We start from the raw sequence: 13,455 nt of genomic DNA on the forward strand, positions 1-13,455 counted from the left end.
CCCCCGAACCGGGCCGCGTGCCGGGCTCCGACTGATCCAGGACGGAGTAGGGCACCTCATCACCTGACCGGAAAGGTTCAGCCATGCCGTCCTACGTCGCGTCCATCGATCAGGGAACCACCTCGACCAGGACGATGATCTTCGATCATTCCGGCCAGGCCGTGGCCTCCGACCAGCGGGAGCACCGGCAGATCTTCCCGCGCGCCGGCTGGGTCGAGCACGACGCCGAGGAGATCTGGGAGAACACCCGCGCGGTCACCGCGGGCGCGCTCGCCAAGGCCGACCTGCAGGCGAGCGACATCGCGGCGGTCGGCCTCACCAACCAGCGTGAGACCACGCTCGTCTGGGACCGCACCACCGGCAAGCCCGTCCACAACGCGATCGTCTGGCAGGACACCCGCACGGACAAGATCGTCGAGGAGCTGGGCGCGCTCGGCGGCGGCCAGGAGCGTTATCGCGCCAAGACCGGGTTGCCGCTGGCCACGTATTTCTCCGGACCGAAGGTGAAGTGGATTCTGGACAATGTGGACGGTGCGCGCGAGCGCGCCGAAGCCGGGGACCTCCTTTTCGGCAACATGGACACCTGGGTGCTGTGGAACATGACCGGCGGGCCGGAGGGCGGGCTGCACATCACCGACCCGACGAACGCCTCGCGCACCCTGCTGATGAACCTGGACACGCTGTCCTGGGAAGCCGACCACGCCGCGGACATGGGCATCCCGATGTCCATGCTCCCCGAGATCCGTTCGTCCTCTGAGGTGTACGCCCCGGGCAGGGAACGCGGCGCCCTTTCCGGGGTGCCCATCGCGGGCATCCTCGGTGACCAGCAGGCGGCCACCTTCGGTCAGGCGTGCCTGTCCCCCGGTGAGGCAAAAAACACCTACGGCACCGGCAATTTCGTGCTTCTCAACACCGGCACCGAGAAGGTCATGTCGCAGAACGGGCTGCTCACCACGGTCTGCTACAAGATCGGCTCGAACGACACCGTCTACGCGCTTGAGGGCTCCATCGCGGTGACGGGCGCACTGGTGCAGTGGCTGCGCGACAACCTCGGCCTGATCAGCTCCGCCGCCGAAATCGAAGAACACGCGAGAACCGTCGAAAACAACGGCGGCGCCTACTTCGTCCCGGCCTTTTCCGGTTTGTTCGCCCCGTACTGGCGCTCCGATGCCAGGGGTGCCATCGTCGGCCTCACCCGGTTCGTGAACAAGGGCCATCTCGCCCGCGCGGTCCTCGAAGCGACCGCCTTCCAGTCCCGTGAAGTGATCGAGGCGATGAACGCCGATTCCGGGGTGCCGCTGAAGTCCCTCAAGGTGGACGGCGGCATGGTCGTCAACGAACTGCTCATGCAGTTCCAGGCCGACATCCTGGGCGTGCCGGTGATCCGCCCGGTGGTCAGCGAGACCACCGCGCTGGGCGCGGCCTACGCCGCCGGCCTCGCCGTCGGGTTCTGGGAGAGCGAGGACGACATCCGGAACAACTGGGCCAAGGACAAGGAGTGGACCCCGTCGATGGACGAACAGCGGCGCGAAGCCGAATTCCACAACTGGAAGAAGGCGGTGACGAAGACCTTCGGCTGGGTGGAGTGAGGACGGCCGCCGGAGCTATCCGCCCACCGAGATCACGCAGAAGGGCACTCCCTGATCGTCGGTCACCTGAGCCATCCGCCCGTAGGGCGAGTCCATGGGCTCGCGGATCACCTTGCCGCCCAGTTCCGTCACCTTCGCCACCGTGGCGTCCGTGTCGGCGACCCCGAAATACGTCGACCAGTGCGGCGGGATCTCCGCGGGCACTTCGGAGGGCAGCTCGCCAAGTCCGCCCACGCCGTTGCCGCCGACCTTGAGCACCGCGTACTTGAAGTCCCCACTCGACATGTCGTCGAGTTCATAGCCGAAAACGTTGGTGTAGAAGGATTTCGCGACCTCGAAATCCCGGGTCATGCACTCGTTCCAGGTGAGCGCGCCGGGCACGTTGGCAATCTGCGCCCCGGTGGTCTCCCGGGACTGCCACAACCCGAAGACGGCCCCGGCCGGATCGGCCACCACGGCCATCCGCCCCTTCTGGCCGATGTCCTCCGGCGGCATCAGGACCCGTCCTCCGGCCCCGGTGATCTTGGCAGCGGTGGCGTCGGCGCTGTCCACGGCCAGATAGGTCTGCCAGAAAGAGGGGATCTCCCGATCAGGCGGCTTGGGGCCGAGCGCCGCGGTGGCCCTTCCGCCGACCAGCGCGACCGCGTAGTGACCGTGTTCCTCGCCCTGATCCGCGAACTGCCAGCCGAAGAGTGCCGTGTAGAACTCCTGCGCGCGACGGCCTTCGGAGACCATCAGGTCGACCCAGCACGGGGTGCCTTCGGGCCAGGGTGTGATGCGCTCGGTCATGGTGACTTTTCCTTTCGTCGGTGCTGTGCTTGCGGTCACAGTCTCGCACCGGGCACCGACAGAAACGGGCGCCGCGAAGCCGAGGCTCCGCGGCGCGGGAAAAGCCGACCTGTTCGAGTGAACAGGGTGCGAAATCAGTCGAGGTCGTCGTGGCGCATGAGCTGGCGGCCCGCCTCGGTGATCGAGCCGGACAGGGACGGATACACCGAGAAGGTCAGCGCAAGATGATCCACCGTGAGCTGGTTCTGCACGGCGAGCGCGATCGGCAGGATCAGTTCGCTCGCGGTCGGGGCCACCACCACGCCGCCCACGACCACGCCCGTCGCCGGGCGGCAGAACAGCTTGACGAAACCGTGCCGCAGACCCTCCATCTTGGCGCGCGCGTTGGTGGCCAGCGGCAGCATGATCGTGCGGGCGGGCACCTCGCCGGAGTCGATCGCGCTCTGCGAGATCCCGACCGTGGCGATCTCGGGGTGGGTGAACACGTTCGCCGCGACCGTCTTGAGCTTGATCGGCGCGACCCCCTCGCCCAGGGCGTGCCACATCGCGATCCGGCCCTGCATGCTGGCCACCGAGGCCAGCATCATGACGCCGGTGCAGTCGCCCGCGGCGTAGATACCGGGCACGCTGGTGCGCGACACCCTGTCGACGGTGAGGAACCCGCCGGGGCCGGGCTCGATGCCGACCCGCTCCAGACCGATGTCGTTGGTGTTCGGGATCGAACCGACGGTCATCAGCGCGTGGCTGGCCTCGATGACGCGGCCGTCGGCCAGATGCACCGCCACGCCCTTCTCCGTGCGCTCGACCTTTTCGGCACGGGCGTGCTTGGCGACCGAGGTACCGCGCTGCCAGAAGACCTCTTCCAGCACCGCCGCGGCGTCGGCGTCCTCGTGCGGCAGCACGCGATCCCGGCTGGACACCAGGGTGACCTTCACGCCCATCTCGGTGTACGCGGAGGCGAACTCGGCGCCGGTGACGCCCGAGCCGACCACGACCAGGTGCTCCGGGAGCTCGCACAGGTCGTACAGCTGGCGCCAGTCGAGGATGCGTTCCCCGTCCGGCACCGCGCCCGGCAGGACGCGGGGAGTCGCCCCTGTGGCGATCAGCACAACGTCGGCGTCCAGCACCTCGGGGTCACCCGAGCGGGGGGTGACGTAGACCTGGTGGGTGGCAAGACCCGGCTCGGCGTCGTCGAACCGCGCGGTGCCGATGATCACCCGGACGCCTTCGCGCTGGACGCGGGCGCGGATGTCGGCCGACTGGGCGAGCGCGAGGGCCTTGACCCGGCCGTGCACGGTCCGCAGGTCGATGCTCGTGTCCGCCATCTCGGTGACAATGCCCAGCTCACCGAGGCCGTGCATGCTGGCGCGGGCCCCCGAGGAGGCGATGAAGGTCTTGGACGGGACACAGTCGTAGAGCACACAGGCGCCCCCGAGCCCATCACGTTCCACGATCGTGACGTTCGCACCGTGCTGAGCCGCCACCAGTGCCGCCTCGTAGCCCGCCGGGCCCCCGCCCATGATCACGATCCTGGTCACTTCGTCCTCCTTGTTGCACCGCTCGTACCCACCTTAGGAGGGCAGTGCCGGAGTAGGTCCGGTCGGGTGAGCGACGGGTCGCTAGGCTGTGGCAGTGCCGTTGTATGCCGCTTACGGATCCAACATGGAGCCCGCGCAGATGATGGAGCGCGCTCCGCACTCGCCGATGGCGGGCACCGGCTGGCTGGAAGGCTGGCGGCTGACATTCGGCGGTGAGGACATCGGCTGGGAGGGCGCGCTCGCCACGATCGTGGAAGACCCGGGTTCCCGGGTGTTCGTGGTGCTCTACGACGTCACCCCGCTCGACGAGGCCCAGCTCGACCGCTGGGAGGGTGACGAGCTCGGCCTGCACAACAAGATCAGACTCCGGGTGCAGACCATGGACGGTTCGGTGCTGGCCTGGCTGTACGTACTGGACGCGTACGAAGGCGGCCTGCCCTCCGCCCGCTACCTCGGCGTCCTCGCGGATGCCGCCGAAGCGGCCGGCGCTCCCGCCGACTACGTCGAAGACCTGCGGACCCGCCCCTGCCGCGGCATCGCCACCTGACCTGGCGAGTCCCACCTCCAGGCGCTTGTGTCCCACCTCCAGGCGCCTGTGTCCCACCCTCGGGCCGGTAACTACGCGGCCTGGCGCCGCGAGCGGAAGGCGGCCCGCACCGCGACGACCAGGCGCGAAAGGTCCTTCAGATCGCTCGCATCGGCGCGGATCACGATCCAGCCCCGCCGCCGCAAGTCCTCGTCCCGCGCGGCGTCCTGTTCCCCGCGGGCCTCATGCGCCTCGTACCCGTCGTACTCCACGGCGATCCGCGCCTCGCGCCAGCCAAGATCGAGCCGGTAAACCTCGTTCCCCTTGAGGTCGAGGATGCTCACCTGCTGTTCCGGGACCGGCAGTCCCGCGTCCACCAACCCCAGCAGCAGCCAACTCTCGGGCGGTGACTCGGCGAGTCCGGTCGCGAGGTCCAGCAGTGCGAGGCCGCGCAGGGTGCCTCGACGGTCCGGCCGGCCCCGGATCCGCTCCTCGGTCCACGCCCGGAACTCGTCGCGGTCCGCCTCCGGCAGCATCGCCAACGCCTGGTCCGCACAGGCGATACCGGCGCGTCGGCTCCCACGACACAGCACCTCGGCCAGTGCCGAATCCAAAGACAGCACACGCATCTCTTCGCGCACCTGGATGTCCCGCTCGTCGAACTGTCCGTAGTGGACAGTGATGCCGGGTCGCGTCCGCATCTTCCTGTGATACGGGAGCAGGACGTGGACCGACGCCTCGTCCGCCGCCGGACAGCCGTGCAGGACCAGCGCGCTGTGTCCGGTCAGGACGGCAGGCGGCCCCGCAGCCAGCAGGCTCGCGGCGGCCCGGGTGCGAAATTCGGTGGCTCGTCGGCGATCCACCAGAACCTCACGCGAGAAGGGCGTCAAAAGGCCCCGTTCTACAGCGGTGCGCACCGCATACCTGCCGACCTCGTGGTTCAGCTGAGATCGCGTGTAGGCGCCGTGCAATCCCTCATGTAATAACAACACGTGCTCAGCATGTCGCAGAACGCATCCACGTTGAGCCTGTGGATAAAAATCTGTGGATAACCCTGTTACCTGTGGATAACCCGAATGCTCGTGAAGGTGGGACACACCTCCACGAGCGTGGGACACAAGTGCCGGAGCGTGGGACTCAAGCGCCTGGGGGTGGGACACAGGCGCCCGAGCGTGGGACTCAGGCGAGGGCGGCGAGGGCGGTGTGGACCATGACGCGGATGCCGACGGCGAGCGCGCGCTCGTCGAGTTGGAAGGTCGGGCGGTGCAGGTCCCTCATCTCCCCTTCACCCGACCACACGCCAAGGCGGGCGAACGCGCCGGGGACGTGCTCCAGGTACCACGCGAAGTCCTCGCCGCCGGAGGACTGCTCCGTGCCGGTGAGGGCCTCCTCGCCGAGGGCCGCCTCCGCCCCCGCGCGCAGCAGCGCGGTGCTGTCCTGGTCGCCCACCAGCGGCGGCACGCCGCGCCGGTAGTCCAGTTTGAACCCGACGCCGGTCGGCGCGAGCAGCGACTCCACGGAGGACGCGACCAGCGGCTCCAGCGCCTTCCACACCTCGTGCTCGGCGGTGCGCAGGGTGCCGCGGAGCACGCCGTCCTGCGGCACCGCGTTCGCCGCCTGCCCGGCGTGCACCGCGCCCCACACCAGCACGGTGCCGGATCGGGGGTCCACCCGGCGCGACAGCAGCGAGGGCAGCGACGTGATCACCACGCCCAGGGCGTGCACGAGGTCGGCGGTCAGGTGCGGGCGCGACGTGTGCCCGCCCGGCGAGGTGAGCTGCAGTTCGATCAGGTCGGCCGCGGAGGTCAGCGGCCCGATCCGGGAGCCGATTCGCCCGACCTGCAGCCGCGGGTCGCAGTGCAGGCCGAAGATCCGGTCGACCCCTTCGAGGCCGCCCGCGTTGATCACGTCCAGCGCACCGCCGGGCATGACCTCCTCGGCGGGCTGGAAGATCAGCCGGACGCGGCCCGGCAGTTCGGGCGCCGAGGCCAGCGCCAGGCCCGCGCCGAGCAGGATCGCCGTGTGCGCGTCGTGGCCGCAGGCGTGCATGGCGCCTTCGACGGCGGAGGCGAAGGGCAGCCCGGTGGCCTCGGTCAGCGGCAGCGCGTCGATGTCCCCGCGAAGGGCGACGCAGACCGGGCCGCTGCCGACGTCGCAGAGGACGCCGGTGCCGCCGGGCAGCACGGTGGGCTCCAGGCCGGCCGAGCGCAGCACCGCGATGATCAGTTCCGTGGTCGAGAACTCCTGACGCGCGAGTTCCGGGTTGGCGTGGATGTGCCGCCGCCAGGCCACGACGTCAGCGCCCGCGCGCGCGAGCCACTCGTCGAGCCAGAACGGTCCTCTTCCCGCACCGAGGTCGGTCACAGGTGCCATGCTGACGCCATCCGCGGAGATGAGCGCGTCCCATGCCCCGAATGAGGCATGTGACCCCTCGCGGTCGCCGGGAATGTCCCGCCGTGAGTCCAGCACGGTCACGCCAAACCTCCATCTGCCAGTCGTGTGTAACCCGTTTGCCGCAATCCTGCACCATACGGCGGGGGGCCAGAAACCACACGGTGGCTTCCCGGGACGGCCGGTAGTGGATCTGCGTTGAACGGCAGCCAAGAGTTCGGTCCACCTGTACCCGCGCACCGGCCCGGCGGCCTTTCGGCCGCCCGCGGTCAGGCCTGCTTCTTCTTCTTGGCCCGCCTGCTGTGGCCCCACACGACGATCACGGCGAGCACCGCCGCGATCACCCCGACGATGATCTTGTTCTTGGCCTTCTGGGCGTTAGCGCGCGCGTTGTCCGAAGGATCGATCCGCGGGCCGGGGGGCGCCGTGGTCTGCTGCGCGACCAGCGCCACCGTCGCACCGGACACCGCCTCCGGCGCGGGCAACGCCACCGGGACCGGCATCGGCTCGGCGAGGGCCGGCGCGGCCGGCGTCGTGAGCGGCACCAGTACCCCGAGCATCAACCCGCCGAGCACCGCCCGAACCCTGTTCAGCACTGTCGCCTCCCTCGCCCCGGCACAGATCACGATCAGTGTGCCCGCGGAAAGAGCCGAAGTCACGCTCCGAAGGCGTCCAGAATACGCTGCGCCGCCAGCGTGGGGGTGAGTTCGCCGTCGCGCACGGCCCGTTCGACGTCCCGTTCCACCGCCCGCACCCCGGGGTGCTGCTCCAGCCGGGACAACAGTTGCTCTCGGACCATGGCCCACATCCACTCGACCTGCTGCGTGCTGCGCTTGCGGTCCAGCTCACCCGATTCGAGCAGCTGGGCGCGGTGGCGCTCGATCTGCTGCCAGACGACGTCGAGCCCCTTGTCGTGCAACCCGCTGCAGGTCAGCACCGGCGGGGTCCAGGAGGCGTCGGAGCCGTAGATCATCCGCAGCGCGCCGGAAAGCTCCCGCGCGGCCCGTTTGGCATCGCGCTCGTGCTCGCCGTCGGCCTTGTTCACCGCGATCACGTCGGCGAGTTCGAGCACGCCCTTCTTGATGCCCTGCAACTGGTCACCGGTGCGGGCCAGGGTCAGGAACAGGAAGCAGTCGACCATGTTCGCCACGGTGACCTCGGACTGGCCGACACCGACGGTCTCCACCAGCACGACGTCGTACCCGGCGGCCTCCATCAGCACGATCGTCTCGCGGGTGGCGCGGGCGACCCCACCGAGGGTGCCGGAGGTCGGCGACGGCCGGATGAAGGCCGCCGGATCCACCGCCAGCCGGGCCATGCGGGTCTTGTCGCCGAGGATGCTGCCGCCGGTACGGGTGGACGAAGGGTCCACCGCGAGCACCGCCACGCGGTGCCCGGCGGCCGTCAGGTCGATTCCGAGCTGGTCGATGAAGGTCGATTTGCCGACACCGGGCACGCCGGTGATACCGACCCGCCGGGCGCCGCCGGCGTGCGGGAGCAGCTCGACCAGCAGCTCCTGCGCCTGCCTGCGGTGATCCTCACGGTTCGACTCGACCAGGGTGATGGCCCTGGACAGGATGCCGCGGTCCCCCGCGAGCACCCCCTTGGCGTAGGCGTCGACGTCGATCCGGCGGGCCACTCAGCCTGCCTGCTGTTCGAGCCGTTCGAGCAGTTCGAGTGCGGAGTCCGCGATCACCGTGCCCGGGCCGAAGATCGCCGCCGCGCCCGCCTCCCGCAGCTGTTCGTAGTCCTGCGGCGGAATGACGCCGCCGACCACGATCATGATGTCGGACCGGTCCAGGTTCGCCAGCTCCTCGCGCAGCGCGGGCACCAGGGACAGGTGCCCGGCGGCCAGCGAAGACACCCCGACCACGTGCACGTCGGCCTCCACGGCCTGCCGCGCGACCTCCGCCGGGGTGGAGAACAGCGGGCCCACGTCCACGTCGAAGCCGAGGTCGGCGAAGGCGGTGGCGATCACCTTCTGGCCCCGGTCGTGGCCGTCCTGGCCCATCTTCGCGACGAGGATGCGGGGGCGGCGGCCCTCGGCCTCGGCGAAGGCCTCGACCCGCTCACGCACCTTGGTCACGTTCTCGGACTTCCCGACCTCGTCGCGGTACACACCGGAGATGGTACGAATCTGCCCGGCGTGCCGCCCCCAGATCTTCTCCAGCGCTTCGGAGATCTCGCCCACGGTGGCCTTGGCGCGTGCCGCGTCGACGGCCAGTTCGAGCAGGTTCCCGCTGCCCTCGGCGCCCGCCGTGAGCCGGCGCAGGGCGTCCTGGGTGGCGTTCTCGTCGCGCTCCTCGCGCAGCCTGCGCAGCTTCTCCAGCTGCTGAGCGCGCACCCCCGCGTTGTCCACCTTGAGCACGTCGATCTGCTCGTCGGAGTCCACGCGGTACTTGTTGACCCCGATCACCGGCTGACGGCCGGAGTCGATCCGCGCCTGGGTGCGGGCGGCGGCCTCTTCGATCCGCAGCTTGGGGATGCCCGCGTCGATCGCGCGGGCCATGCCGCCCGCGGCCTCGACCTCGCCGATGTGGCCCCACGCCTTGCGCGCCAGGTCGTAGGTGAGCCGTTCGACGAACGCGCTGCCGCCCCACGGGTCGATCACGCGGGTGGTACCGGACTCCTGCTGCAGCAGCAGCTGGGTGTTCCGCGCGATGCGGGCCGAGAAGTCGGTGGGCAGTGCGAGCGCCTCGTCGAGTGCGTTGGTGTGCAGCGACTGGGTGTGCCCCTGGGTCGCCGCCATCGCCTCCACGCAGGTGCGGACGACGTTGTTGTAGACGTCCTGGGCGGTCAGCGACCAGCCGGAGGTCTGGCTGTGGGTCCGCAGGCTCAGCGACTTCTCCGACTTCGGCTCGAACTGCTTGACCAACTTGGCCCACAGCAGCCGGGCCGCGCGCATCTTCGCGACCTCCATGAAGAAGTTCATGCCGATCGCCCAGAAGAACGACAGCCGGGGCGCGAACTTGTCGATTTCCAGCCCGGCGTCGAGCCCGGCGCGGAGGTACTCGACCCCGTCGGCGAGGGTGTAGGCCAGCTCCAGATCGGCGGTGGCCCCCGCCTCCTGCATGTGGTAGCCGGAGATGGAGATCGAGTTGAACCGCGGCATCTTCTGCGAGGTGTAGGCGAAGATGTCGGAGATGATCCGCATCGAGGGCTGCGGCGGGTAGATGTAGGTGTTGCGGACCATGAACTCCTTGAGGATGTCGTTCTGGATGGTCCCGGCCAGCTTGTCCGGCGTGACACCCTGCTCTTCCGCGGCGACGATGTAGAGCGCCATCACCGGCAGCACGGCGCCGTTCATGGTCATCGACACGCTCATCCGGTCCAGCGGGATGCCGTCGAAGAGCTGCCGCATGTCGTAGATCGAGTCGATCGCCACGCCCGCCATGCCGACGTCACCGGCGACGCGGGGGTGGTCGGAGTCGTAGCCGCGGTGGGTGGCCAGGTCGAAGGCGACGGAAAGCCCCTTCTGCCCGGCGGCGAGGTTGCGGCGGTAGAAGGCGTTGGACTCCTCGGCGGTGGAGAACCCGGCGTACTGCCGGATGGTCCACGGCTGGTTCACGTACATGGTGGGGTACGGCCCGCGCAGGAACGGCGCGATCCCCGGGTAGGTGTTCAGGAAGTCCAGACCGGACAGGTCTTCGGCGCCGTAGACCGGCTTGATGCCGATGCCCTCCGGGGTCTCCCACTCCAGCGCGTCGGCTCCCTTGCCGGTGCTCGCGTGCAGCGCCTCGGCCCAGTCTGCCTGGCCTGCCGGGTCGGGGATGCCGAGTTCGACGTCGGAGAAGTCGGGGATGGCCATCACTTCACTCCCAGCGTTTCGAGTGTGCTGGTCAGCACGGCGAGCGCGTCACAGCCGGTGTAGGCGAAGGCGCTGATCCCACCGTAGGACTCGTCCGGTTTGCCGGCGAGGAGGACGGCTTTCGCCCCCGCTTCGCGCAGGGCCGCCGCGACCTCACCGGCCTGCTCGGCGTAGGACCGGTCGCTGCCGCACAGGCAGGCGACGGTCGCGCCGCTGTCCCGGAACGCGGCGAGAAGATCGTCCACCGCTCCCGGGTTGACCGGCTCGATGCCACCGGCCTGGAACAGGTTCGAGGCGAAGGTGGCGCGCGCGGTGTGCGAAGCGACCGGACCGAGCGTCGCCAGGAAGACCTTCGGCCGCTCGCCGTGCTCGGCCAGGTACGCGTCGGAGCGGTCCCGCAGCTGCTCGTAGGCCTGGGCGTAGCGCACCTTCGACAGCCCGCCGGTGTCCACAGTGGAGGAATACGGGGTGCGCTCGACGGGCTTCTCGGCAAGGTTCGGGAACTCGCTGACCCCGGTGACCGGGTCACGGCGGGTGGCCAGCCGGGACGAGCGGGCCGCCCAGGTCCCGGCCAGACGGCCGGCGACGAACCCGGAGTCGAGCGCGGCCTCGATGCCGCCCTGCCGTTCGAGTTCGGTGAACTCGCGCCAGGCGGCGTTGGCGAGTGCGTCGGTGAGGTTCTCCACGTACCAGGAGCCGCCCGCGGGGTCGATCACGCCGGCCAGGCGCGACTCCTCGAGCAGGATCGCCTGCGTGTTGCGGGCGATGCGCCGGGAGAACGCGTCGGGCAGGCCGATCGCCGCGTCGAACGGCAGGACGGTGACGGCGTCCGCGCCGCCGACGCCCGCGGCGAAGCAGGCGACGGTGGTGCGGAGCATGTTCACCCACGGGTCACGCTGGGTCAGCATCGCCGTGGAGGTGACCGCGTGCTGCTTCATGCCTCGCGCGCGCGCCCCCGCGACCTCGGTGACCCGGGCCCACAGGCGGCGGGCGGCCCGCAGTTTCGCGATGGTGAGGAACTGGTCGGCGGTGGCGGCCAGCCGGAATTCCAGCTGGTCGGCGGCCTGGTCGACGGTGAGCCCCGCGTCGGTGAGGGCACGCAGGTAGGCCACCCCGGCGGCGATCGCGGCGCCGAGTTCCTGTGCGTCGGAACCGCCCGCCTCGTGGTAGGGCAGGCCGTCCACGACCAGCGTGCGCAGCTTCGGGTACCGCCCGGCGACACGGGCGGCCAGCGCGGCGGCGGCCGCGGTCTCCTGGGCGTTGCCGGTGCGGGCGCGCAGCCCGATCGGGTCCACCCCGAGGTTGCCGGTGACCGCGCTGTCCGGGATGCCCTTCTCGGCGTACACGGCGAACAGGGCGTCGGCCGCGGCCTGGTAGTCCGCGCCCGCGTCGAGCACCACCGGGGCGAGGTCGAGGTAGACCTCGTTGAGCGCGTCGGCGAGGGACTCCGGCGCGATTCCGCCGTCCCCGACCTTGAGCCAGACCGAGGTGGCACCGTTCTCGAGGTCGGCGAGGATCGCCTTGTTCGTGGCGGCGGGATCGGGATCGGCGTGCAGTGATCGCACGTCCCAGCCGGTGCCCACCGCCCCTTCCGGCCTGGTGCCCCGCACGAACGGCGGGAGGCCGGGGTAGCCGGCGGGCGGCGCGGTCTCGTCGGCGGTGTAGAGCGGCTGGATCTCGATGCCGTCGTAGGTCTGGGAGCTCAGCAGGCCTTCCGGCGCGCCCGCGAAGTCCTCCGGCAGCGCCCCGCTCTTCGCGAGCACCCCAGCGACGAGTTTCTGCCAGTCGGCGCGTTGTGGCGCGGCGAACTCGGCGGCGAGCGCGAGCTCGGGGCCACCCGCATCGGGCGCCGTTGTCCCAGCCTGAGTCATAGTTAACGATGGTAGGGGGGACGCCGACACCGCAAGTGTGAGCCTGCTCGCGGTCGGGGTGGGGCGCATCCGCAACAATGTGCGGGTGGCCACCGCGAGCGAAGAGCCCCGCGTCGTCGCCGGACGCTACCGGCTGCGGTCCGTCCTGGGTTCGGGATCGATGGGCACCGTCTGGTCGGCCTACGACGAGTTCCTGCGCAGGCCGGTGGCCGTCAAGGAGATCCGGCTGCCACCGGGCGTGACCGCCGGGCAGGCCGACGAGTTGCGGGAACGGACCCTGCGCGAGGCCAGGGCCATCGCCGTACTGTCCCACCCGAACGTGATCGTGCTGCACGATGTGGCCCGCCAGGACGGCGAGCCCTACGTCGTGATGGAGCTGCTGCCCTCACACAGCCTGGCCGAGCTGCTCAAGGCACACGGCCCGCTGAGCACCGAGCAGGCCGCCGCCGTGGGGGACGCGGTCGCCGCGGCGCTCGAAGCGGCCCACGAGGCCGGTATCACCCACCGTGACGTCAAACCCGGGAACGTCCTCGTCGCCGAGGACGGCCGGATCAAGCTGACCGACTTCGGCATCGCCCGCAACGTCTCCGAAGCGACCATGACGCGTACCGGCATGACGCTCGGTTCGCCGGCCTACATCGCCCCGGAGGTCGCCTCCGGCAAGGCGGTGACGCCCGCCGCGGATCTGTGGGGCCTGGGCGCGACGCTGTTCAGCGCGGTCGAGGGGCGCCCCCCTTACGACGCCGACGGCGACCCGCTGGAGACCATCGGCAAGGTCGTCAAGGGCGAGGTGCCGCGGCCGTCGCCGGGTCCGCTGGCCGCCGTGATCAGCGGCCTGATGGCGAAGGAACCGCTCGACCGGACTCCGCTGCGGGAGGTACGGCTGCAGCTGTACCCGATGCTCACGAAGGCCCCCAGGATCCTGTTCGGACCCGAGATGTTC

At 70.1% G+C, this 13,455-nt stretch carries 11 protein-coding genes; 3 read left to right on the forward strand and 8 right to left on the reverse strand.

Annotated features, from left to right (window positions below; genetic code table 11):
* The first annotated feature begins 83 nt into the window (after positions 1-83).
* The gene (gene glpK / locus FNH05_RS17795; protein WP_144589801.1) at positions 84-1,589 is read left to right on the forward strand and encodes a glycerol kinase GlpK; all 1,506 of its coding nucleotides are present in this window, start codon (positions 84-86) and stop codon (positions 1,587-1,589) included.
* 15 nt (positions 1,590-1,604) lie between these two features.
* Here glpK and FNH05_RS17800 read toward each other — a convergent pair whose 3' ends face one another.
* The gene (locus FNH05_RS17800; protein ID WP_144589803.1) at positions 1,605-2,378 is read right to left on the reverse strand and encodes a VOC family protein; all 774 of its coding nucleotides are present in this window, start codon (positions 2,376-2,378) and stop codon (positions 1,605-1,607) included.
* Between the two features lie 134 nt (positions 2,379-2,512).
* On the reverse strand, positions 2,513-3,916 hold the full coding sequence (locus FNH05_RS17805; RefSeq protein ID WP_144589805.1) for an NAD(P)H-quinone dehydrogenase: 1,404 nt from the start codon (positions 3,914-3,916) through the stop codon (positions 2,513-2,515).
* Positions 3,917-4,010: 94 nt separating this feature from the next.
* On the opposite strand from FNH05_RS17805, the gene FNH05_RS17810 reads away from it, so the two are divergent.
* The gene (locus tag FNH05_RS17810) at positions 4,011-4,463 is read left to right on the forward strand and encodes a gamma-glutamylcyclotransferase family protein (RefSeq protein ID WP_186382599.1); all 453 of its coding nucleotides are present in this window, start codon (positions 4,011-4,013) and stop codon (positions 4,461-4,463) included.
* Between the two features lie 71 nt (positions 4,464-4,534).
* On the opposite strand, the gene FNH05_RS17815 is transcribed toward FNH05_RS17810, so the two are convergent.
* From FNH05_RS17815 to mutA, 6 genes are all read right to left on the reverse strand, one after another.
* Entirely contained in the window at positions 4,535-5,305 is a 771-nt protein-coding gene (locus tag FNH05_RS17815) for an endonuclease domain-containing protein (protein ID WP_246127799.1), read from the reverse strand.
* 316 nt (positions 5,306-5,621) lie between these two features.
* Positions 5,622-6,917, reverse strand: coding sequence for a M20 family metallopeptidase (locus FNH05_RS17820; RefSeq protein ID WP_144589809.1), 1,296 nt, complete (start codon positions 6,915-6,917; stop codon positions 5,622-5,624).
* A gap of 185 nt (positions 6,918-7,102) precedes the next feature.
* Complete coding sequence (locus FNH05_RS17825) at positions 7,103-7,429, reverse strand: hypothetical protein (protein ID WP_246127800.1); 327 nt, start codon at positions 7,427-7,429, stop codon at positions 7,103-7,105.
* A gap of 59 nt (positions 7,430-7,488) precedes the next feature.
* Complete coding sequence (gene meaB / locus FNH05_RS17830) at positions 7,489-8,472, reverse strand: methylmalonyl Co-A mutase-associated GTPase MeaB (protein WP_144589811.1); 984 nt, start codon at positions 8,470-8,472, stop codon at positions 7,489-7,491.
* Complete coding sequence (gene scpA, locus FNH05_RS17835) at positions 8,473-10,641, reverse strand: methylmalonyl-CoA mutase (protein ID WP_144589813.1); 2,169 nt, start codon at positions 10,639-10,641, stop codon at positions 8,473-8,475. It abuts the gene before it with no gap.
* Entirely contained in the window at positions 10,641-12,512 is a 1,872-nt protein-coding gene (gene mutA, locus FNH05_RS17840) for a methylmalonyl-CoA mutase small subunit (protein ID WP_144589814.1), read from the reverse strand. Before mutA ends, scpA begins: the two co-directional genes overlap by 1 nt.
* Positions 12,513-12,597: 85 nt before the next feature.
* On the opposite strand from mutA, the gene FNH05_RS17845 reads away from it, so the two are divergent.
* The coding region (locus tag FNH05_RS17845) for a serine/threonine-protein kinase (RefSeq protein WP_144589820.1) at positions 12,598-13,455 on the forward strand (858 nt) is incomplete at its 3' end.

The organism is Amycolatopsis rhizosphaerae (genome assembly GCF_007713715.1).
GTDB lineage: Bacteria > Actinomycetota > Actinomycetes > Mycobacteriales > Pseudonocardiaceae > Amycolatopsis_E > Amycolatopsis_E rhizosphaerae.